The organism is Nocardiopsis coralliicola (assembly GCF_054779695.1).
The window spans coordinates 72,747-95,385 of the sequence record NZ_BAAGXT010000002.1; the positions used below are offsets into that span (position 1 = coordinate 72,747).

18 protein-coding genes and 1 pseudogene are annotated in these 22,639 nt (G+C 70.8%); 16 read left to right on the top strand and 3 right to left on the bottom strand.

Annotation, left to right across the window (positions count from 1 at the left end; translation table 11 throughout):
- Positions 1-108: 108 nt before the first annotated feature.
- Positions 109-498: a hypothetical protein gene (locus ACYVGT_RS02440; RefSeq protein ID WP_460854697.1), complete on the top strand. Its 390-nt coding sequence runs from the start codon at positions 109-111 to the stop codon at positions 496-498.
- A 337-nt stretch (positions 499-835) separates the two neighbouring features.
- Here ACYVGT_RS02440 and ACYVGT_RS02445 read toward each other — a convergent pair whose 3' ends face one another.
- Positions 836-1,558, bottom strand: a complete 723-nt coding sequence (locus ACYVGT_RS02445; protein WP_460854698.1) for a hypothetical protein — start codon at positions 1,556-1,558, stop codon at positions 836-838.
- Positions 1,559-2,173: 615 nt separating this feature from the next.
- Between ACYVGT_RS02445 and ACYVGT_RS02450 the strand changes: the two genes are divergently transcribed.
- The 14 genes from ACYVGT_RS02450 to fxlM all read left to right on the top strand — a co-directional run bounded on the left by ACYVGT_RS02450 (position 2,174) and on the right by fxlM (position 18,255).
- Positions 2,174-3,355, top strand: a complete 1,182-nt coding sequence (locus tag ACYVGT_RS02450) for a helix-turn-helix domain-containing protein (protein ID WP_460854699.1) — start codon at positions 2,174-2,176, stop codon at positions 3,353-3,355.
- 1,160 nt (positions 3,356-4,515) lie between these two features.
- The gene (locus tag ACYVGT_RS02455; RefSeq protein ID WP_460854700.1) at positions 4,516-4,779 is read left to right on the top strand and encodes a hypothetical protein; all 264 of its coding nucleotides are present in this window, start codon (positions 4,516-4,518) and stop codon (positions 4,777-4,779) included.
- Positions 4,776-4,967, top strand: coding sequence for a hypothetical protein (locus ACYVGT_RS02460; RefSeq protein ID WP_460854701.1), 192 nt, complete (start codon positions 4,776-4,778; stop codon positions 4,965-4,967). Before ACYVGT_RS02455 ends, ACYVGT_RS02460 begins: the two co-directional genes overlap by 4 nt.
- Complete coding sequence (locus ACYVGT_RS02465) at positions 4,964-5,560, top strand: hypothetical protein (protein WP_460854702.1); 597 nt, start codon at positions 4,964-4,966, stop codon at positions 5,558-5,560. The genes ACYVGT_RS02460 and ACYVGT_RS02465 overlap by 4 nt, the downstream gene beginning before the upstream one ends.
- 174 nt (positions 5,561-5,734) lie before the next feature.
- Positions 5,735-6,964, top strand: coding sequence for a hypothetical protein (locus ACYVGT_RS02470; protein WP_460854703.1), 1,230 nt, complete (start codon positions 5,735-5,737; stop codon positions 6,962-6,964).
- Positions 6,965-6,994: 30 nt separating this feature from the next.
- Positions 6,995-7,318 (top strand): hypothetical protein, encoded by a 324-nt coding sequence (locus ACYVGT_RS02475; RefSeq protein WP_460854704.1) that lies wholly within the window; start codon positions 6,995-6,997, stop codon positions 7,316-7,318.
- Positions 7,319-7,424: 106 nt separating this feature from the next.
- Positions 7,425-8,849, top strand: coding sequence for a cytochrome P450 family protein (locus ACYVGT_RS02480; protein WP_460854705.1), 1,425 nt, complete (start codon positions 7,425-7,427; stop codon positions 8,847-8,849).
- A 1,389-nt stretch (positions 8,850-10,238) separates the two neighbouring features.
- Positions 10,239-11,954: a hypothetical protein gene (locus ACYVGT_RS02485; RefSeq protein WP_460854706.1), complete on the top strand. Its 1,716-nt coding sequence runs from the start codon at positions 10,239-10,241 to the stop codon at positions 11,952-11,954.
- Positions 11,951-12,424 carry a hypothetical protein gene (locus tag ACYVGT_RS02490; protein ID WP_460854707.1) on the top strand — a complete coding sequence of 158 codons (474 nt, stop codon included), beginning with the start codon at positions 11,951-11,953 and terminating at the stop codon, positions 12,422-12,424. The genes ACYVGT_RS02485 and ACYVGT_RS02490 overlap by 4 nt, the downstream gene beginning before the upstream one ends.
- Positions 12,425-12,811: a hypothetical protein gene (locus tag ACYVGT_RS02495; protein WP_460854708.1), complete on the top strand. Its 387-nt coding sequence runs from the start codon at positions 12,425-12,427 to the stop codon at positions 12,809-12,811.
- Between the two features lie 107 nt (positions 12,812-12,918).
- Positions 12,919-13,098 (top strand): FxLD family lanthipeptide, encoded by a 180-nt coding sequence (gene fxlA / locus ACYVGT_RS02500; protein WP_460854709.1) that lies wholly within the window; start codon positions 12,919-12,921, stop codon positions 13,096-13,098.
- A 184-nt stretch (positions 13,099-13,282) separates the two neighbouring features.
- Entirely contained in the window at positions 13,283-16,024 is a 2,742-nt protein-coding gene (locus ACYVGT_RS02505) for a lantibiotic dehydratase (protein WP_460854710.1), read from the top strand.
- Complete coding sequence (locus ACYVGT_RS02510) at positions 16,021-17,064, top strand: lanthionine synthetase C family protein (RefSeq protein ID WP_460854711.1); 1,044 nt, start codon at positions 16,021-16,023, stop codon at positions 17,062-17,064. Before ACYVGT_RS02505 ends, ACYVGT_RS02510 begins: the two co-directional genes overlap by 4 nt.
- 24 nt (positions 17,065-17,088) lie before the next feature.
- Entirely contained in the window at positions 17,089-18,255 is a 1,167-nt protein-coding gene (gene fxlM, locus ACYVGT_RS02515) for a methyltransferase, FxLD system (protein ID WP_460854712.1), read from the top strand.
- A gap of 801 nt (positions 18,256-19,056) precedes the next feature.
- Here the strand turns inward: fxlM and ACYVGT_RS02520 are convergent.
- The gene (locus ACYVGT_RS02520) at positions 19,057-19,470 is read right to left on the bottom strand and encodes an NUDIX domain-containing protein (protein WP_460854713.1); all 414 of its coding nucleotides are present in this window, start codon (positions 19,468-19,470) and stop codon (positions 19,057-19,059) included.
- Positions 19,471-20,191: 721 nt separating this feature from the next.
- On the bottom strand, positions 20,192-21,169 hold the full coding sequence (locus ACYVGT_RS02525) for a hypothetical protein (protein WP_460854714.1): 978 nt from the start codon (positions 21,167-21,169) through the stop codon (positions 20,192-20,194).
- A gap of 591 nt (positions 21,170-21,760) precedes the next feature.
- Between ACYVGT_RS02525 and ACYVGT_RS02530 the strand changes: the two are divergent.
- Positions 21,761-22,561 (top strand): annotated as a pseudogene (locus ACYVGT_RS02530) (lanthionine synthetase C family protein).
- Positions 22,562-22,639 lie beyond the last annotated feature (78 nt).

Below are 22,639 nucleotides of genomic sequence, written 5' to 3' on the forward strand. Positions count from 1 at the left end.
CCCACTCACATCCCATGAGGGCGCAGTGGAAATGCTCGCTGATCCTCAGGCTGCGGAGTGCCTGACACCGCACAGCCGCCGCCTCACTCAGGAGGAGCCCCGGCTGATGTGCGCCGCCTGCTGGGGGAGCAGCCGGGAACTCCGGTGCTGGTGTGGCGGGAAGGCTGGTCCAACGTCGAAGGCCATACGGTCTGCACGACGGCCAGCTTCATCCGTCTGGACCGGGCGTGGCCATGGCACCTGTGGGGCCACCTGCCCGGAGATAGCCAGGAGTTGTGGGAGCGCTCCGGGTGCGGCCCCGTCACGGAGCGCACCGAGATCCGGGCCCGCTACGCCCGCCACGAAGACACGACGAGCCTGTATGCGACCGACGGGCCGCTGCTCGAAGAAGTACGAACCCTCCGCGGCGCCTGCGGTGAGGCGCTCGAAGTCCGGTCCCGGGTATGGGGAGCCGGCAGCGTCCTCATCCACGGTTGTGATGCCGAGGCCCTCCGGTGAACGGGCCAGCGGCCGAGCCCCCCTGCGGCGGCGGAGACGCTGGTGCAAGTCGGTGTGGTGCACGGCAACGTGCACGTCACCCCGTCCATATGGAGCCCGCCGGCTCCGCGCCAGTTGCCGCCCGAGCCGCGCGTGTGTGTTGACCGGGCCGCTGAACTGGAGATGCTCACCGACGCCGCCCGCGACTCCGGATGGCCGGCCGTCCTGCTGTACGGGCCGGCTGGTGTCGGAAAGTGCGGTCTGGCGGTGCACTGGGGCCACCGCACCGGCCACCGGTGGCCGGGCGGACAGATCAGCCTGGACCTGCACTGCGCGCCCACCGCCGGGCCCGCGCTACTCACCCCTCCCGCAGCTGTTGCACCTCTGCCTCCAGTTCGCGGACCCTCGCCTCCAGTTCAGCCTTCGTCGGCTTTCGAGGCCGCTTGGTCTCCGCTGCCGGGGCTCCTGCGCGTATCGAGCTAGGTGGTTCCTCCTTCAGCCCGATGGCTTCCCCGTCGACGATGGTCGCCGGGTCCAGGCTGCACTCGGGACAGGAAGTCGAGCCCGTGAACGCGGCTTGGAGAGTCTTGTGGGTGTAGTGGGCTGCCTTCTCGACGACGTGGCCGCAGTAGAGGCGCAGCCGCCACTTCATGAGCTCGTGGGGCGGAGTCGGTCGTCCAGGCAGTCCAGCGATCTTCTCTATCTGCGACGGCGACATCGGCGGGCGCGGGCAGCACCTGCCGCAGTGGGTGGTCAGCGACCCGGAGACCGAGTGGCGCATCGTATGGCACTCGCCGTGATGCTGCTTGAACCGAGCCTGCTCGGCCTCGTAGCGGACACGCTCCTCATCGGTGAAGTGCATCGTCGCCTTGGACTCCCAGTGCTCCTTGTCCCGGTACGGCTGGCCGCAGCCGGGGCACGGCTCTCCGGCGGAGTACTGCTCCCACGTCAGCGACGGCACCTCGCACCTCACCGCGTCGTGGATGCGCTCGGATTCCCTCTGCGCTCTCTCGGCCTTCTTGGTTCGCTCGAAGGGGGCGTCCAGGTCCCCTCGCCGCTCGTAGTCCGTGATTTCCACCATGCGTCGACGCTAACTCGCCCGAGGGGCAGGTGGCAGGCGATTCACTCTGGTCCCGGTGGCGCTGAGATTGAGCGCTGCAGCCGACTGAGCGGCGACGTGCAGCGTTCATTCCTGCGTGGGCGACTCGCCGGTTTAGGCGCCCACCCCGACTCCTTACCCACCGTGGTCCTGATGGGACGTTGCCCTCTCACCTTAGGAGCCAAAAGTGCATCGGGCCGGGGCACGTTGGCCGTTCCAGATTGCCCTTCGATGCCCCGCAGAATGCCCTGCCTCTGCCCAGGAAGAGCGTGGCAGGGTGACGGGGCTACTACGCACCGGAAGACTTCCTCGAACTGGCGGCTGTGAAGGCCGTCAATGCCCGCGCCGGAGTGCTGCAAGTGAAGGCGCAAGGAAACGCACTTCTGAAGCCACCTACGACCCGCAACGGCAGGCGTCCCACTGGAAAACCAGTTGTCCCTAACGTCGCACTGGGCATGTGCTAAACCCGGACCGAGCGTCACTGCAGCAAGTGAGGTGCAGGCCCGCCGCCGAGGCTTCGTCTTGCCTCCACTGACACGCAGGAGGGCACCGCCCTATCCTGAAGCTGCGACACGACAGGCAGGGAGGCGGGGCCCGATGGCGGAGATCATAGACTTCGGACCGACGCTGCGCAGCAAGCGCGGCGACCTCGGTTGGAGCCAGGACAAGCTCGCCGAGAAGTCCGGGCTCACCTCCGATTACATCGGCCGCCTGGAACGCGGCGAGCGCACTGCCAGCCTGCAGGCACTTATGGATCTCGCGCGCGCTCTCGATTGCGACCCTGGCGACCTCACCGGCAAGCGGCCGCGTATGGAGCGTGTGGGGGATGCAACCGTGACGGCGGTGCGCGATGCCGTCTACGACCCGCATCTCTTGCTGCCCGGTACGCCCGACGTGGAGCCGGAGACGCCGGCCGAGCTGATGAGGATCGTTGAAAGAGGCTATGGCGCCTACTTCACCGGCGAATTCGGAGCACTGGCCGCACTCGTGCCAGATCTACTGGCGCGGTGCCGGTCCTCCGAGGCCGAGCATGGCCAGGCCGCGGTGGCGGCGCCGTATGCCCACGCCTACGACCTCGCTTCCGCGCTACTGGTGCACACCGGCCGCGTAGATGCAGCCCTGGCCGGGGTGGAGCGCGCGATCCTTACCGCCCGCAACGGTGATGACGAATACCGGCCCACATCCTTCTTGGGCACGTACGCATGGGTGCTGCTTCACCAGGGTCGCTATGCGGCGGCTGAAGATCTGGTGGTGCGCGCCGCTGAGGGGATCGCGCCCCGCATGGGGGAACGCGAACCGAGGCGGTTGTCGGCGTGGGGCGGGCTCCTGATGCAGGCGGCCGTGGTCGCGGGGTCGGACGGCCGCAGCGGTGATGCGAAGGCGCATCTGAGAGCGGCGAACAGCGCAGCGGTGCAGATGGATGGCGACCGGCGGGACTACTGGATCAGCTTCGGCCCCACGCAGCTCGCCGTCCAGGCAACCCACATTCACACCGTGCTGGAGCAGCCCACCGAGGCGCTGAAGGCGTCGCGCAGGGTGGACCGGCGCGAGCTGATGAGCATCCAGTGGGGGCGCCACCTGCTGGATGTAGCGAAGTCGCACGAGCTGGGGCGCCGGACTGACGAGGCGATTGCCGCGGCGCGCGCAGCCCAGTCGGTGAGCGACGAGTGGTTTCGTCATCAGCGGGTGGCGGCCTCATTGGTGAAGGATCTCCGGCAGCGCAAGGCGAGGCCGCCAGAGCCCCTTGCGGAGATGATCGCGACCCTCCAAGAGCGCTAACCCGGACAGCCAGTCCGGGTTACCGATGTGTAGCCGTTGAACCCGGACAAGCAGTCCATGGGATTAGATCCACACCGCGCGTAGCGTCCTCATCACGCTCCACCAGGGAGGATGCATGAGGACGCGACACAGCGACCGCGAACAGTTGCACGGGCCGTGGCCGGGGGACGAAGCCCATCCGGCACTGGACACGCTTCAGCGGGCCCACCCGGGATATTCCATTTGGCGCTCCCGTCGCGCCGACAGCACTCCGGGCGAGTACAACGCCCAGTTCCGCGGCAGCGGCGTGCTACTGACCGCTGAAACGGCCGCTGAGTTGCAGAGGCTCTTGCAGGCCGCGGAGGCGGAGTAGTGAGCGCTGACGACGACGCGTCATGCGCGGCCGCCGCATACCGCGAAATGACGGCCCCGCGCGTCCCGCAGCCGCCCAAGCCTCTCCCTCGACGCCGCTCCCGTTCATCGGGGGACTGGCGCTTAGATCTGTCTTCGCTGCCTTAAGACCCCGCCTGGTGGGCTTTCCCCGGCGGAAGGCCGCACCCACCGCCCTCCCCTTCCGGGCTCGTGGGCAAGTGCGGCTGGGGGCGGCTGGAGCGGGCCGAGTGTGCCGGCGATCGCTCGCCGCCCCCTACACAGCGCCCGGTCCTGCGGCGTCGACCTGATGTCCGCCGCGGGGCCGGGAGCCAGACCACTCAACGACGGAAAACCGGACCACGGGAGTGCACCGTGAAAAGCGCAGTTGGACCAACCTTGACCTCCCACACCGAGCGCACCGGAACCGAAGATCCACCAGCGATGGTCCGCCGGCTCCTCGGCCTGTCCCCGGGGGCGGCGGCGCTGGTTCACCGCGCCTGCTGGGCCGATGGCGACGGACGCACCGTCATGCACACCGCCTACTGGCGGCGCCGGGAGGAGTCGTGGCCGTGGGCGCGGTGGGGACACGTACCAGGCAGCCCGGAAATGGGGGACAGCTCTGCGCTCCGGCCCTTCACCGAGCGCATCTGTCAGCGGCGTCCGGACTATTTCGACACGTTGCGCCTGTACGACAGCTGCGGCCCGGTCTTGGAGGAGACCCGAACCCACCGTGCCGACGGGCGGAACCTCCAGGTCGATGTAGTGGTCCGCAGTTGCTGCGGCGCCAGTCCTGAAGGCGAGGCGGGCCGGTGAGTGGGCTGTTGGGGGAGGTCGCCGGCCTGCTGGACGGCCATCGGGTGCCGGTCCGGTTGCTGCATGGCGATGGGGGCCACGGCACCATGCTCGCCGTCGCGGATGCAGCCGTCCTGGTGGTCCCGGACCCTCCGATGGTGCGGCTGGTGCAGCACGGACACACCCATTACGTGCCGGTCACCGGGGCCGGCGCGGCGGAGTCCGTTACCGCCGACGTTCTCGGCCTGCTCCGGCAGGCCGCACCGGCGGAGCAGCGGTGACCGCCGACAGCACCGGGATCAACCCGGAGCCGGACGTGGTGGCCGCCGAGGGCGCTCCCGGCAGCGTGGTCCTCACCGTGAACCGCGACGTGCGGATCCAGCTCTCCGGCCGTGCGGGTGCGGCCTACCTGACCCGGCTGGCCGGAGTGCTGCCCGAGGCGCGGGCGCTCCTCAGGAAGCGCCCATGAGCGGCCCGACGATGAACGGCGACGCGCACACGGTCGTGCAGGCCGGCGTGGTGCACGGCAGCGTCCATGCCGCTGCGCCCGTGTGGCGCCCGCCGGCGCCGCGCCAGCTGCCGCCCGAGCCGCGCGTGTGGGTCGACCGGGCCCCTGAACTGGAGATGCTCACCGACGCCGCCCGCGACTCCGGATGGCCGGCAGTCCTGCTCTACGGCCCCGCGGGTGTCGGCACGAGCAGCCTGGCGGTGCGCTGGGGCCACCGCACCGCCCACCGCTGGCCGGGCGGGCAGATCATGCTTGAACTGGACCGCGCACCCGCCGCCGGACCCGCACTCAACGCCGGGCTGCACGCCCTAGGCGTGCCGGCAGACGCGATCCCGACCGACCTGCCCTCCTGCGTGGGCCTGTGGCGGACCCTCACAGCGAATCGTTCGGTGCTCGCCATCGCTGACGGTGTCGCCAACTTCGCGGTGCTGCGCGCCCTCGTCCCCGGCGCGGGAGCAGGATCGCTGCTGGTGGCCACCGCGCGCCGTGCGCCGCGCGAGCTCGCCATCGACACGGTCATGTCGATACCCATCCGGCCGCTGCCGCCCGCCTAGGCCCGCAACCTCCTGCTGAATCTGCTGCCGCCCCACGCGCGCCGTCGGGACTTGGCCCCGGCTCTGGCGCGCAGCGGCGGTCGTCCCCTGGCGCTGCGCCTGCTCGTCGGCGCCCTCATCAACTGCTCCGACATGCCGGACCCTCCGCAACCCCCTGAGAAAGGCACAGATTCTATGGCCGACATCGCCCGCACCGCGCTGGATGCCCTGCCCGAGGACCACCGCGAGGACGCGCTGCTGCTCGCCGTCGCCGCGCCCGCCCTGCGCATCACCCCTGAGGCTGCGACCGCGGTCTGGGACACCGGTCCTTCCGAGGCTGCGGACCGTCTGGAGCGGCTGTGCGCCTGCGGACTGGCAGAGCCACGCGAGCAGGGCGCAGTGAGCATGCCCGAGCAGGTGCGCGATGCGGCGCGCACGGCCGCCGCTGGCCAGGTCGCCGACGCCGCAGCCGCCGCGCGGGGCCGTGCAGTCGCGTTCTATGAGTCCGAAGCCACCCGAGTTTCCCTGGCGCTGATGCCGAAGCGCCTGTTCTACGACCGGGAGTGGATCAACGGCCACGCACCCGCGGACCTCGACACTGATGGCGCCGTTCGCTGGTTTGAGTCCGAGACCGATGCTCTCGGCGCGGTCCTCGTGCATGCCGGTGCCACCGGACGCCACACCGCCGTACTTCACCTCATCGAGGCGATGCGGCCGTGGCTGCAGCGCAGTACCGCGCTTGACCTGTGGCGGATGACGGTGCAGGCCGGCCGTTCCGCAGCGGCCGCCGTCGGCGACCCGGTCGCCGAATGCCTGGTCCACAATCTGGTGACCGCGCTGCATCTGCGGGTCCGGGAGATGGATGAGGCCCTGGAGTCCGCCCATGCCGGCATGCAGGCCGCCCGCTCCGCGGGTCCCCTCTACGCCGCAACGGCCGGGGAAATGCTCGGTGCCGTCCTCACTGCTGCGGGGCGCGCTTCTGAGGCCATCGACCATCACCGTGGCGCGGTGGCCGCCTATGAGCAGCATGGCGACGCCCGCGGTACCGCGGTGCAGCGCCGCCAGCTCGCCGCCGCCCTGGTCGCCGCTGAGGAACTGCCCGAGGGGATCGCGACCGCTCGCGCCGCGGCGCGAGAGCTGGAAGAGCTTGGCGAAGGCTTCCACGCCGCCAAAGCATTGGTGGTTCTCGGGCGCGGGTTGCTCGCGGCGGGGGAGACCGAGGCCGCCGAACAGGCCGCGCGGCACGCATTCGACCTCGGCGCCGCCTACGACGGCGCTCAGGCACGCCTCCTGCTCGCCGACCTTGCCCACCGCCGCGCCGACAACGCCGCCGAACGGGAGCACCTGGACGCGGCGCTCGACGTGCTCACCACGCTCGCCCCCACCCAGGCCGACGCGATCCGCACCCGGCTGGACCCCTGCTGACCCGGCACGCCACCCACACAAAGGACCGGCATGGACTCCTCCTCGCTCGCGCTCGGCGTCGCGGCGCTCTATGCCAGCATCGGCGTCGCGACGCTGGCCGTCGACGAGCCGCTACCCGACCCCGGCGACGCCTGCTCGGCTCGCTGCTCGGCAGACCTGCGGCAGTACCACGACGTGGAGAACACCGCCCCGGAGTGGCTCAAGCAGATCGGCTCGCTGTTGGCTGCGGCGACGTGGCCGCTCGCGATCGTGCTGTGGGTGCGCATCTGCCCATGCGTGCGCCAGGCCCACCGCCGGGCCCGGCGCCGAGCCCGCGCTGCACGCAAGGCGGCCAAACAGGACCGCTCGGGCTGATCACTCCCGTCCGTGCTGCTCGTCTCCATCGGCGGCCTCGCCGCCCTTCGCGAAGCGCCCGGTGGCCAGACAGGCCCCCCTTTCTCTTCTGGAATCGAGGACCGCGATGCGTCCGCCGCCCCGCCGTTCCACACCCCCGCCGTCCTGCCCGGCTGGCGCCCACGCGCGCCCGCCGGCTGCTTCGGAGGCCGCGCCGGGACGGCTCCACGGCACTGATGCCGAGCCGGTGCCCGACATGGTCGAGCGCCTGCGTCGCGAGTACGGAACCCTGGCCCCGGTCGAGGTGGCCCCCGACGTGCGCGCGTGGCTGGTGCTGAGCTACGACCTCGCCCGCGAGATCCTGCAGGACCACCGTCGCTTCCCGCGGGATCCCCACCATTGGCGGTTCTTCGCCTCCGGGGCGCTGATGCCGGAGGATGTTGCGGGGCCGTTGAGGCCGTTCCGCAATGCGCTGGCCTCGGACGGGACGGCCCATGCACGGTATCGCGGCGCTGTGGTCTCCGCGTTGTCCACGGTCACCACCGCCGCGGTTGCTCCGCAGGCGCGCCGCCACGCCCAGGCCCTGCTCGCCCCCATCGCCCGCACCGGTTCGGGCGACCTCACGGCCTACGCCTTCGAGCTGCCCCTGAGGTTGCTGGCCACCTATTTCGGCTTTAGCCGCCGCGAGAGTGACCGGTTGGTGGACAGCATGGGCCGGGTCTGGCAGGGCGAGGGCTCCGCGCTGGCCGACCTGGGCGCCCTGGCGCTGGAGGCCGCCCGCGCCCGCCGCCGTATGCCGGGTGAGGACGTCGTCTCCGCCCTCGTCGCCGCATCAGAGCGCTTGGACGACAGCGAGGTCGCCGACCAGGTCATCCTGCTCATCTCTGCAGCGCACGACCCGCTGGCCAACCTCATCGGCAACGCGCTGCACGCTCTGGTGACCGATACCGGTCTGCACGGCGAGGTCCGAGGTCGGCGCGCCCAGGTGGACGAGGTCGTGGACGCAGTTCTGTGGCGCGATCCGCCGATCGCGCTGCTGCCCGGCCGCTACGCCGCCCACCCCATGACGGTGGAGGGACAGCGTCTGCAGCGGGGCGATCTGCTGATCCCCTGCTACCTGGCCGCCAACGGCGACCCGGCCGTCGCTCCGGCCGTCGCCGACGACGCACCGTCGCTCCTGCGTCGTTCGGGCGCGCGCGCTCACCTGTCCTGGGGTACTGGTCCCCATCAGTGCCCCGCCCGCCAGCTGGCGCACCGCATCGCCGTCGAAGCGGTCGAGGCCGCGCTGATCACGCTGCCCGGCCTGGCCCTGGCCCCCGAACAGGAGCCAGTCTGGCGCACCGGGGCGCCCTTCGCCCACGGTCTGGCGGCGCTGCCCGTGCGCTGCAACCGTGAGACCGCCCCCCGTCCCACCCCTCGTGAGGAGTCACTGTGGCCTGCCCCCACCGCCCCCTCGACCTCGCCGACCCCGCCCAGCGCACCCCAGAGCGGCTCGCCGCCGCCGCGCCGCTCGCGCGGGTCACGGTGGCGGGAATGGAGGTCTGGGCGCTGACCGGCGCGACCGCGCTGCGCGAGGCGCTGGGCCCCCGCAGCCCCTACACCCGCGACCGCCGCCATTGGGCCGACCTTGCCGAAGGCCGAGTCGATGCCGCCCATCCGGTGGCGGCGATGGTGGACGTGGACAACATGCTCACCGCCGACGGCCCGGAACACCGGCGCCTGCGCGGACTGGCCGATCAGGCGTTCAGACCGGGCGCAGTGGACGCGCTGCGCCCCCGCCTGCAATCGGCCGCCCGGCGCCTGGCCAGCGGGCTTCCGGAGCACTGCGACCTGGTCGCCGACTACGCGCAGCCAATGGCCATGCACGCCTTCGAGGCACTGCTGGGCACCGACCCCACAGACCGGGACCGGCTGCGGTCGATGGTGGGCGCGGTGTTCGCGGCCCAGGCCGACCCGGCCGCCACCGCGCGCGCCGAGGCCGAAACCTACCTCGATGGGCTCATCAAGGCCAAACGCGCCCACCCGGGCGAGGACGTGACCTCTGGGCTGATCGCGGCCCACGACACCGGCGACGCCCTCACCGCCACCGAACTGCGCGGAACGCTGTGGCTGCTGGTCACCGCCGGGTTCGCCACCACCTCGGCCGCCCTCGTCGGCGCCGTCGAGCTACTGCTGAACCGCCCCGACCAGCGGCGCCGTGCCGCCACGGCCGGGTGGCGCAACACCGCCCAAGAAGCCCTCAGAGCCGCACCGAGCGTGGCCACGCTGCCGTACTTGTTCGCCACCCGCGACGTCGACTACGGCCCCGCCGGAACCGTGCGCGCTGGTGAGGCGGTGCTGTTGGGCTTCGCGGCGGCCAACCACGACCTAGCCGCCGGCGCCTTCGACGTCGACCGGCCCTGGACCGCGCATCTGGCCTTCGGACATGGGCCTCACCGCTGCCTGGGCGAACACGTCGCCCGCGCGGTCATGGAGACCGCGCTCGACGCGCTGTTCACCCGCCACCCCCGCATCCGCGCCGAGGAGGGCGAGGTGCCGCGCATGGAATCGCCGTTCCTGTCCGGCCCTGCCCGCCTGACCGCACGCCTGGTTCCCACCGACGAGCGCCCATGAGCCGCCACCAGACCCTGGAACCCAACCAGACCGCCGGGATTGGCGCCGACTCCCTGCGCGGTGGGACCCGCGGCGAAACGCCACTACCGTCCGGCGCTCCGGCTGGAGGGGGTGGCCAGTGACCACCCACAACGCCCTCTCCTCCGCGGGCGCGGTGGTGCAGGCGGGAAGCGTTCACGGCTCGGTCCATGTCCACGCAGCGGCCCCGGCCGGCACGGCGGCGGTGCCGCGCCAGCTGCCCCCACGACCCCGGCTTGTCGACCGCGCCGAGCCACTGGCCCACCTGCATGCCCTGCACACCCGTCCCCGTGGATAGGTTCCCGCCGTCGTGATCACCGGCCTGGCGGGGGCGGGCGTGAGCGCGGTGGCCACCGAGTGGGCCCACCAAGTGGCTGAGGAATTTCCCGATGGCCAGGTCGTCCTCGACTTCAGCACCGGCTTGCCGCCGGGAGACGCGCTCGGGGCAGCCTTGCGCGCCGTGGGCTGCGACCGCCCACCCGTGACGGCATTCGAGAGAGTCGGGCTGTGGCGGACCCTCACGCGCAAGCGCCGCCTTCTGGTGCTGGCCGACGGCGCCTCCACCGCAGACCAGCTGCGCCCACTCCTGCCTGCCGGACCCGGCGGTCTGCTGCTGGCCACCACCCGGCGGACCCTCCCCGAAATGGCCCTGAACGGCGCGCACACCGTGACCATCGAGCCGCTGGCCGACCACGATGCCGCTGACCTCTTGGCCCGGCTCCTCGACCATTCCGCCCCACAGGAGGAAGACCGGTTTGCCGAAGCGGTCGCCGCGTGTAGTGGGATGCCGCTCGCAGTGGCCGCGCTAGCGGGACGCTTGCGCCTGCGCGGCCCCGCCCTGGATCCCGACGCCGCCGCAGAGATCTGCCCACCGGAGGATGCTGTGATCGACCAGATCACCCACACCGTCGCGGTGCTGCCCGAACAACCCCGGAAAGTCTTCGCCGCGCTCGGGCTCCACCCTGCCGCGACGCAGCGCATCGACACCGAAGAAGCCGTTGCGCTGGCCGACCTTCCCGCCAACGAGACAGCACGCAACGTGGAGGCCCTCGCCGAAGCCCATCTGCTCACCTCTGCCTCCGCCGGTGGGTGGCGCATGTACGCACCCGTCGCGGCGTGCGCACAGCGCGCGGCCCGAGGCCTGGCGCCCGAGGAGGCGGCCGCTGCGGTGCGGCGGCTTGTGGAGTACCTCGTCCAGGCGGCGACGGCGGCCGACCGGGCGGTCAACCCGAACCGGTCCTGGCGCCTGTGCTGGGGTTGCGGGCCGCTGCCCGACGCGCTGCCCCTCAGCCGATCGCAGGGTCTGGACTGGTTCGACGCACGCGAACCGACCCTGCACAGTGCTCTGCAGCTCGCGCACGAGGCCGCGCTGCACGAAGAAACCGTCGCACTGGCCGAGGCACTGCGCTCCTGGATGCACGCGCGCCGGCCCCAACGCATCTGGGCCCGCGCCGTAGAACTCGGCACCGCCTCCGCCGATGCCCTCGACGCACCCGGCCTCCGGGCGGCGATGGCGCTGATGGGCCATGTGCGCGCCATGGCACATGGCCGGTTCACCGACGCCGCACAGGAGGCAGACCAGGCCCGCCTTCACGCCGAACGCGCCGGAGCACTGCTGCCGGCAGCCTCAGCCTGGCAGTGCCGGGGCTCGGCGCTGCGCGAACTCGGACACACCAGCGAAGCCGTGCAGGCGTGCCGCGAAGCCGTCCACCTCGCCCGCCACGCCACTGCGCGCGATGCCGCCGTGCAGCGACGCTTCCTCGCCGAAGCCCTCGCCGCCGACGGCCAGCACCAGGCCGCCCTCCAGGTGTTCACCAACGCCTTGTGCGACCTTGACGGCACCGACCCCACCCAAGCCGGCCATGTCCTGCTCGGCCTCGTCGACACCTACCGCGCTCTCAGCGACACCAGCGCCGCCGGCGAGGCAGCGCGGCGCGCTCTAGCGATCGCCCGCGGGACCGGCAATACCTACCAGCAGCAGGCCGCGGCACGCGCGCTGGCAACACTGAAGACGGACACGGCATGACCGCCGCGCTCCAGCACCGGCCAGAGGCCGGCACGGTGTTTCGCGTGGCCTCCGCCAACCTGGAAGACGGCGGATACGACGGCAACCACCCCGGACGGCTACGGCGAACGCTCCGGCTGCTGGCCGGGCTGCACCCGCATTTGGTGGTGCTGCAGGAATGCGTCGGGTCCGGCCCCGGCGCCGTCCACGGGCAGGCCCCGATCCGGTTGTGCGAGCAGGTCCTCGGGCTGACCGCCGCCGGACTCATCATCGGCCGAACCCCGCACCACCAGCTGCTCCTCTACGACCCCTCCCGGTTCGCGTTCGCGCCAGAGGACTGGTTCGACGCCCACAGCGCCGAGGTCTGGCACGGAACCGCAACCGCGATCCTCACCCACCGCGCCACCGGCCGCAGTATCGCCGCCTCCAGCATGCACCTCACCCCCAACGGAACATCGACCGCCGAGCAAGAAGCCCAGTTCATCGGCTGAATGCTCGCCGAAGCCGGCACTGATCACGTGCTCTTGGCCGGCGATATCAACTCCTACGGGCTCGACGACCTCGGGCTGACGGCCGAGGACGTCGCACCGCGCAACCGGGGCGCGCGATGGCGCTACGACCCCGCCACCGGCCAGATGAGCCCTGATCGCGCGCCTGCGGCCCGCTTAGCGGCCTACGGGATGGTCGACGTCGCCCAACGGCTCGGAGTCCTGGAACGCACCGCAAAGCAGTCGCGCGTCGACGTCGTCTGGGCCGACGAAGCCCTCGCCGCCACCGGCACCGAGTTCCGCGTGGTGCCCAACCCTGACTCCGACCACGCCGCGATCACCGCGCTCCTCACCCCCGCAGGGCCGCCGCCCACCACGACGACAACGTGACCCGCTGCGCGCTCACCACAGGGCACCCGTGCTGTTTGGGGCGGGCCCTTGTGAGGGCGGCACGCATCCGCCAACGTTCACCCCTCGACGACCATCTAGGAGTTCTGATGGCACACCCCGCACCGACCGCACCGGCCGATGACGCCGACGTCGTCGCCTTTGACGACTTCATCCTCGACATCGAAGTCATCCCTGCCGCTCCCACCGCGTGCAAACCCCCGACTCCGTGCATGACGCAGGACGGGTGCTCGACGTCGTGTCCGAGTGCCTGCGTCAGCGGCTCCTGACTTGCCCCTGAGGGGGCGCCACCTGTTCGCCGGTGGCGCCCCCGCCACGCGGAAAGGCACCCGATCGATGCGTCTGTTCACGGCGGGCCGTTCCGGAGCCCTGCGCGCTGTCCTTGACCCTGTGCATCCCGGCCGTTGGCCCGACCTCACTGATACTGACGACTCCCGAGCATGGATCGCTGAAGTGTGGCCGGAGGAGGCGCTGCGCCGCGCAGTCACCCACGCCGCCCCGGGCCTGGCCGGTCGCCTCGACGACATCAGCTCCGGCCGACGCAGTGCGCGCGAGGTTCGCACGGCAACACTGTCCCTGATCCGCTACGTGCTGCGGTCGCGCCGACCGACGCCGTTCGGCTGGTGGGCCGGCACCGCGCCCGCGTCCTTCGGCAGCGCCGCGCGCGTGCGCTGGGGCCCTCGGCACGCCGCTGAGGCCGTGGCGGAGGGGGAGTGGGTGCAGGCCACCGTCGAACTACTGGCTGGTGACCCCGCTGTGCTCGCCGAGCTGCCGGTGGTGGCGTCCAGCACCGTCATGATGCGCGGACAACGCCTGCACCTGCCAGGTGTGGTGGACACCGTCACCGTCGGGCTGTCCGCGCCGGTGCGCCGCGTCCTCGACCAGACCCGCGCCCCCGTGCGGTTCACCGACGTCGTGGACGACCTCACCGTCGCCTTCGGCGTTCCCGCGCCGAAAGCGTGGGCACTGTGCGCCGGGCTGGTCGAGCACGGAATCCTCCTCACCGGGCTGCGCCCGCCCTCGACCTGCACCGCACCCCTCGCCCACCTGGCCCGCGCGCTCGCCACCGCGGGCGCCAAGGAGACTGCCACGGAGGTCGAGGCCATCGCCGACGATCTCGCGGTGGCGGACGGCGTCCAGGACCGGCGCGCACTCGCGGCGCGGATGCGCGAGGTAGCGGACACCCCGCGATCCCCGATTGGGCTCAATCTGCGTCTGGACGCTGACGTGCAGCTGCCGCGCGGTGTCGGTGTAGATCTCGCCGATGCCGCGACCACGCTTCTGCGGCTCGCTCCCTACCAGCGGTTTCCCGCTTGGGCGCAGTACCACGCGGCGTTCCTGGAACGCTATGGCAAAGCGACCCGCGTGCCCTTGGTCGACCTCGTCCATCCCGATCGCGGTCTTGGGCTGCCGCATGGCTATCCAGGCTCCGCCATGCCCAAGCTGCCCCTCAACCGCGATGCCGATCGTGACGCCGCGCTGTTTGCCCTGATCCAAGAGGCCGGCACCATCGGGGAGATCGTGCTCGACGACGCCGCGCTGGAACGGGTGGGCACCGATCCGACCCGGGTGCCGCCGCACGTGGAGATGACTGCACGGCTGCACGCACCTGATCTTTCCGCCGTCGAGGACGGCCGGTACCGGGTGGAGGTGGCGCCGGGTTATGCCGCCGGCGTGTTCACGGGGCGTACCGGCGGCGAGGGCGTGGCCGAGGCCCTGTCGAACCTTCCGGTCTCGGTGGAGGGCGCGGTTATTGCCCAGGTGGTGTGCCCGCCGGTCTATCCGCACGGCGACAACGTCGCCCGCGTCCGCCAGTTTGCGCGGTACTTCATCACGGTCGGCGACTACCCGCCCGCCGATACCGGCACCGCCATCGGCCTCGATCAGTTGTCGGTGGTGGCCGACTGGGGGCGCTTGTACCTGATGTGGGGTGAAACCGTGGTGGAGCCGGCCGCCTTCCACGCGCTCGCCCTCGAAAAGCAGGTCCCGCCGCTGGCGCGCTTCCTCGTCAACCTCCCGCGTGGCGGCCAGACACCCTTCCTCGCCTTCGACTGGGGCGCCGCTCGCGCGCTCCCGTACCTGCCGAGAGTGCGGCGCGGACGCATCGTGCTGTGCGAACGGCGGTGGCGCATCACCAACAACGCCCTGATTCCTGCAGCGCGGGGATGGACGGAACGTCTACGCGCGTGGGCGCAGTACTGGAATATGCCGGACCGCGTCGAGTTGCGCCACGGCGACCAGCGATTGCAGCTGGACCTGTCCCAGTCCGCGCACCGCGAAGTCCTGCGCACCCATGTCGCCAGCGAGGAGGAGGCGCTGCTGTTCGCCGATGAGGTCGACTCCGGGTGGCTGGACGGGCGCCCGCATGAGGTTGCGGCCACCCTGACCAGCGCCGCGGCACCCCATCCCGTCCCCGCGGTTACGGCCGATGCCGACGCCGCGGGCGCCGAGCTTCCCGCCGGGCCCGACACTCGGTGGCTGACCGCCAAGGTGTTCGCCCCTGCGGACCGCCTGGGCGACATCGTCGCGGCTCTGCCCGACTTCGGACGCGACCTGTGGTTTCTCCGGTACCGGTCCGACCGCGAGAGCGACCACCTGCGCTTGCGCCTGGCCGTCGCCGGGTCCGACGATTACGGTGCGGCCGCGGTCGAGCTGGGCCGGTGGGTCGATGGGCTGGTGCGCGACGGTGCGTGCTCGGGGCTGTCGCTGGACACCTACCGGCCCGAAACCGGCCGCTACGGCGACGGCGCCGCGCTTGCTGCGGCCGAGAGCGTGTTTGTCGCCGACTCCGCGCTCGTCGCCGAGCAGCTGCGCGCCCCGGCGGGGGACCCGGCGGCGGTGTGTGCCGCGACCATGCTGCGCATCGCCGCCGAATTCACCCAGACCCCGGTCGGCGCGTGGTTCACTGACCGGCCGCCCGCACCAGGCGAGGAGGTGCCCGACCGGGCGGTGGTCGCCGAGGCCCACCGGCTGATCCGCGCAGAGCCGCCGGCGGGCTGGCTGCCGCTGGCCCAGCAACTGCGCCGCTACCGTGACCTCCTGCCGCCGCAGCTGCCGATTGATGCCGTGGTGGAGTCGCTGCTGCACATGCACTACAACCGCATCATCGGCACCTACCGGGCCGGTGAACGCACGGTTCTGCGCGCCGCCCGCGCGGTCGCCCTCGGCCTGCGCGACCGCAAGGACCACCAATGAGTGCAGAATCGTCGCTCGGGCGCGGGGCACCGGGGCGGCTGATCGCCGCGGCCGCCGCCGCGCGACTCGGCCGCGCCCCCTGGTCGACCGCGCACGCCTCCGCGAAACAAATAGCATCAGCGCCCGCTTCGGTCGGCGTCGACGCGGGGCTCTACAAGGGGGCTCCGGCGGTGGTGTTCGCGCTACATGCCGCGGGACATCCCGGCTACACCGGGGCCGCGGAGCGCCTGGACGCAGCGGTGCTCGACCTGATCGACGCACGCCTCGCCGCGGCTGCCGCCCGCTTCGACGCCGGAGAGGCTCCGGCAATGGGCGAATACGACCTCATCACCGGCTTGGTCGGCCTCGGCGCTTACCTCCACGCGCTGCACCCCAGCAGCAGCCGCCTGGAAGCGGTGGCCCAATACCTGGTGCGCCTGACCCGCCCCGGTCCCGCCGGCGAGCCGGGCTGGTGGACACATCAGGCGCCCACCGGCCGCGCCCACCCGGCTTTCCCCGACGGGCACGCCAACTTCGGCCTGGCCCATGGGGCGGCGGGAATTTTGGCGATGCTGGCGATCCTCACCCTGCACGGCACCGCCCCATCCGGGTACACACCTGCGCTTCACCGGTTGCTCGACTGGTTCGACACTCACCAGGAAGGCAGCCGCTGGCCGGAATTGATCACCCCCACCCGGCCCGGCCCGCTGAGCGCGCGGCCCTCCTGGTGCTACGGCGCCGCCGGCATCGCCTGGGCCCAGCACCTCGCCGGACACGCACTCGGCGACTCGGCCCGCTGCGCCCGCGCCGCAGCAGCGATGCGCGGCGCGCTCACCGACGCCCACCGGCTCACCGATCCCGGGCTCTGTCACGGAACCGCCGGACTCGCCCTGACCGCGACCCGCATGGGCCTGTCACCACCCGCAGCGTTCACCGGCCCGGCCACGACTGCCGATCTGATGGAGGGCCAAGCCGGCATCGACCTGCTCGTCCTGGGCGACACCACGGCGTGGACCCACGCTCTACTCCTGAGTGAATACGACTTTGACCAGCGGAAATAAACCGCCCAACCTAGAATGGCGCCGATGACGAACAGCACCGACACACCGTCCGTTGAGCAGCTGCACACCGCCCTGGTGGAGGAAGTCACCCGCCCCGATACCGCGGTCCGCGCGGCGTTCGCCGCAGTGCCTCGCCACCTGTTCCTGCCGCACCTGGACCCGGCCGAGGCATACAACAACGCCAACATCAACACCCACTACCGCGACGGGGAAGCGATCAGCTCGGCCTCCCAGCCCGACGTCGTGGCGATGATGCTCACCCAGCTCGACGTGCACCCCGGAATGTCGGTACTGGAGATCGGGGCCGGCACCGGATTCAACGCCGCCTTGATCGACGAACTCGTCGGGCCCGACGGGAAGGTGGTGACCGTCGACATCGAACCCGACGTCACCGCCGCCGCCCGCCAGCACCTGGACGCCACCGGGCACGACCGGGTCGAGGTCATCACCGGCGACGGCGCCGACGGCGCCCCCGGCCACGGGCCCTTCGATCGGATCATCGCCACCGCAGGGGTGTGGGACATCCCCCCGGCCTGGTGGGAGCAGCTCGCCGAAAACGGCCGGATCGTGGTGCCGCTCCGGTGGCGCGGCCTCACCCGCAGCGTCGCCTTCGACCGCGACGGCGACCGCATGGTGTCCGCAGACTCGCGCCTGTGCGGCTTCATCCCCCTCCAGGGCCAAGAAGGCGAACGGCGCCTCGTACTGGAGCAGGGGGTGCAGGTGTTCTACGACCAGGACGCCGATATCGACGCCGCCGCCCTGGAGGGGGTGCTGTCCACGCCCCGGTCCGATGCCTGGTCGGGCCGGATCATCACCGGCGAAACTCCGTTCAGCGGACTGTGGATGCGCATGGCCGCCGGCGTGCCCGGAACCGGACGCATGGTGCCCTCAGCCGAAGGAGTCGAATCCAGGCTGATCACTCCGGCACTGCGCTGGCTCCTGCCGGCCGTCGTGCGCTGCGGTTCACTGGCCTACGTCCAGATCCGCAAGGTCGCAGACGGACAGTTCGAGTTGGGCGCGGTCGGCCACGGCCCCGAGGGGAAGGCGCTGGCCAGTGAGGTTGCCGCGGTTGCAGCGGCGTGGGACCCCGCGGAAGGGGAGCCCACCATCGCCCTCGCGCGGGGACTCGATGGTTCTGAGACTGCCGACGTCGTCAAAGACAACGCCACACTCACCATCCAGTTCACCTGACGGACGGACCGGACATTCCGCCCCCCATAAGAGGGACAGACCCGCTCGCGCTGCCACGGGACCGGCCTGACAAGCACCGGCAGCAGGTAGCGCTTCCCGACCATGGGCGTGCGGCATCTGGCCGGACTGCCGGCCAGGTCAGGGAGGAGCCCTTGAGGTCCTTAAGGAGCCCTGCGCAGATTTCAAGGCACGGCATTCTGCGGTGGAGTCGCCTCGCGGGGTTTTTCGCCAAGAGGCCGGAATTGGGTGCGTACTTCTGGGGAAACGTGTCTACGCCTCTTCGGAGGCGTCCACGTTGCAGCCCCCCCCGGAGCCGCGAAGTCCCAGCCGTCGCCGTCAGGGTGTCCACGCCCCTTTGGGGGCGTCCACGTTGCAGTGAGCCCTGGCCGGAGATGGGGTCGGTCGTGATCACGTGTCCACGCCTCTCCGGAGGCGTCTATGTTGCAGGTGCTCGCTCCGGGGAGTGGGCGCAATCCCCTGGCCAGGGATGAGCTGTAGTCGCCGCACGGGACTGGCTCTCCACCGCGCAAAGCGGAGCGGTGGCCGGTTCAGACGGTTCCCTTGCCGATCACAGTTGCCTTCCAGCCAGCAGTCCGCCACCAGGCATGGTCCAGCCTTACTCAGCCGTTGACCAACTGCTGCGTGCGTGCAGCCTTACTGAGCACTGTCGGATCGGCGTCGCGAAATTCGGCCCACTCGGTAGGTGCAGCAGGCGGCGTGGACTGCTCCGAGGTGGCCGCAGCCGATGACGCTGATACGCATGTCCTTCCCTCCGGTCCGTCGTCGCGGAAGGAAACATGGTCAGAGGCGAGCGGCCAAGTAGCGGTCGATGGCGTTGCGGATGAATGGCGGGATCAGCAGGGTGTCGAGAAGGTCGGGGTTGATCCAGTCGAGCTTGGTGCCCTCGGCCAGGGGCAGGGCGGCAGCCTCGCCTTCCCATGTCCCGGTGAAGACGGTGATGAGCTGCCCGGACCCGTGGACGTCGGGGACTTCGAACAGCTCGGCCAGGTCCTTGACGGCCAGGCCGGCCTCTTCGTCGAGTTCACGCGCGATCGCTTGGAGCGGGGTCTCGCCGGGGTCGCATCCGCCGCCCAGCACCGACCAGTGGCCGGGCCAGGCGATATGGGGGATGTCGTCGCGCAAGTGCAGAAGGAGGTCGCCGCGGGCGTTGGCGATGATGGCCACCGCGCCGCGGGGCTGGTCGTCGTCTCGCATGCGGACACCGTAGGCGGCGCCCAGGGCGAGCGGGGGCGGTTCGGGTCAGGCGGCGCGGCGCCGGTCTGCGGTGACCCACTGGGCGGTGAGCAGTGCTTGAGCGCGGGTGCGGTCGAAGGGACCGGTCGGCTGAGCCGGGCTGTTGCGAGTTCGGCGAGACCTTGCCGAGGTTCGGAAGTGGAGCGAGGGGCCCCTCTGTTTATGGCCTGGCTCGGCTGTTCCCACAACAAGTCGCACCGCTGTTGTCGCGTGTGCTCGTGCGTGATGCCGACACCTTTCACGTGATACTCCAGGGCGGGCGACTGGTCGTTCGGCTCCCAACTCGTCGATGGAGTCCTCGGCGTCTCGGACCCGCGCGTGCGGAGTCATTGGAGCAGCTGGTCGTAGTCGTAACCTGTGTCGGCTGGAGCTTGCGCGTCTGGCCGTCGGCGTTCTCCGCGCGTCGCACCGGCTGCTATCGACCGTGCCAGGGGCTGTAATGCCTGGTTGCCGTGCGGGTTCGCGCCGGAGATGGTCAGCGAAAGCGGCAATCAGCGCGACTCCGCGGGGGAACGCGAGGGGAGTGAGTGTCCGGCAGCGAGGTCGGGAGCGCGCATCCTCGGCTACGGCGACCATCCGGCGTCGGGGTGCGGGCATCGATAATGGATATGCGCGTCCGGAATAGCTTCGCTACGAAGGACTCCTCTCGGAAGCAGGAGTGCGGATTGGCCTGCCGTTAGGGTTAGGTTCCGGTCGCCTGTTCGCGATGGAATCTGAAGAAAGCCCTACTGTCCTCGTTCGTCTTGTCGAATGCGGCGCACTCACGTCCGGCGAGCGTCTCCGCTGCCTTCTGCAGGTCCGGGGTGGCCGCAGCGCCAGGCCCAGTGCGCACTAGCCCGTGTTCGTCGACGTAGACGTGGCCGTGCTCAAACAGCTCATCGCACCCCAACGTGCAGGCCGCCATCACATTGGACAAGTTCAGGAACTCGGTGGTGATGCAGTACCGACGCGCCTTGACATGGGCAGTGCGCACCATGCGCCGGGGAAGCGCCCGGCCGCACAGGGCACAGGTGACGATGGCGGCATCGCCGAGCTTGGCGTTCCTCAGTTTCTTTTGCTCTTTGCGGGCCTTGGTGAGGGCGGCCTGGTCAACGGCGCCGGTGTGCTTGATGTGTCCGGAGGCTGTGGGGGAGGACTGTGCGGCCGCGGCCTGTTCTTCGGGCTCCGTATATTCGGCCTCGAGCGTGTCGAGGGTGGAGAGCGCCGCGGTGAGTTCTCCGTCGGCCTGGTCGATCATCACTGGGAGGCCTTGGCCTATACCGGACAGGCGCAGGGCTTCAGCGATCTCCGGGCCGAATTCTGAGGCGTGGACATGATCCTTCTCCTCGACCAGGGAGAACCGCACGCGCTTATCGTAGACGGCATCAGGCCACACCGGGGTGGACGATTCGTACAGGGGCTCGGTGATAGTGGTGGCCACGGCCGTGGCGAACACGGCGTTGGCTAGACCGCCTTTTGGCACCCGGGGGCCTAGGTGGACGGAATAGCCGAAGAGGAGGGTGTCGCCCGGCTGCATCGAGGCGGCGGTGTCCTCGGCTCTTGTTCCGCTGACTTTCTTTTTGAGCGCCTCGGGCTTCCAGCCCCAGATTTGCTGAGAACGGCCGATGGTGAAGTTTCCGGTGGAGTCTTTACCGACGTAGACGCAGAAGGTTCGGGGCATGGTGGACCTTCCAAGACGTGAGGAGGCTGGCGACCCCTTCTTTGTATCGCCTGTGGGTGACCGTTCTTCTGCGGAGGGCGGCTCGAGGGTGGACCATGCGCTCGTCAGGGCCGGTTGGATCGGCGATACGCCCCCTACCCTGCTGTTCCGTGGGTCCGGCCTGACCCGGCCGCCTTCGAACCAGGTAGGGGGCAATCCCAGGGGCGGCCGCGACAAGGTGTGTCAGCGCTTAGAGACCGCGCTGTCCCGCCTCAACGCCTGACGGGCCCCGAAGGCGCGCGCCTGAAGAAGGTCCGAGGGCAACCGGATGATCTCCCGGCTGAGGCCGGGGACGTCCGGGCCCCGGTTAACACCCAGGCGAGGGCCGGTGGTGCTGCGGATGTGGCGCCGCCGGCCATCTGTTCTTCCAGCCAGGTCAGCGCAGCAGCCGCGTTCGCGGGGGCGGGCCCGTGCCTGATGGGGCGCTGCCGCGAGCGGAAGCGCCGTCGCTGACCAGGACGAGGCATCCCGCAAGCCGGAGATGGAGCGTCTGTTCGCCACCGCACGCCGGGGCAGCGCCATCAGGACCATCTCCACCGGGCTGTGCTGCGGATGGTGGCAAAGCGGCTGGAAATCGCCCACAGGCGCTTCGACTCAGGGCTGTGCCCCTCGTTGAGTGAGTTCGACTCGGTGCGCGGCCCGAGCGGACTTGGCGCCTATCTGCTGCACCGTTCACCCCAGGCTCCCGAACTGCGTGCGGTGCTGGACTATCTGGTTCGCCTCACCACCCCTCGTCCCGCACCCCACGCGGCAGAGGGCGCCCTGCCGGGCTGGTGGAGCCGCGAATCCTCCGCCGGACAGCGTGTGAACCGTGTTGAGGACGGTCACGCCAACCTCGGCATGGCCCACGGAATCGCCGGACCACTCGCACTGCTCGCGCACTGCGCGCGCGCCGGCATCGCCGTCGACGGCTAGGCGGAGGCGATCGACACGATCGCCACCTGGCTGGAACGCTGGCGCCAGAACGGTCCCACCGGGAGCTGGTGGCCCGAACACCTCACCCTCCACGAACTTCAGAGTGGTGTCGTGGAGCAGGCCGGTCCCCGACGACCGTCCTGGTGCTACGGCACCCCCGGCATCACCCGCGCCCTTCAGCTCGCCGGACTCGCCCTCGGCGACCCTCATCGCCAGGAACACGCCGAGACCACCCTGTACCGCTGCCTGAGCGACCCCGCCCAGACTGCGCAACTGGTCGATCCGCCGGTGTGCCACGGATGGGCGGGCGTGCTCGCCACGACCTGGCACGCCGCCGCCGACGCCGGCTTCGCCCCCTGGCCGACTACCTCCCCCTCCTTGTGGACTCGCTCCTGCGCGAGGTCACCCACAATGCCCCGTCCCTGGGGCCCGGGCTGATCGAAGGCCGGGCGGGCATCGCCGCCACGCTGCACCGCATCGCCACGGGCTCGGGTGGATGGGAAACCTGCCTGCTCA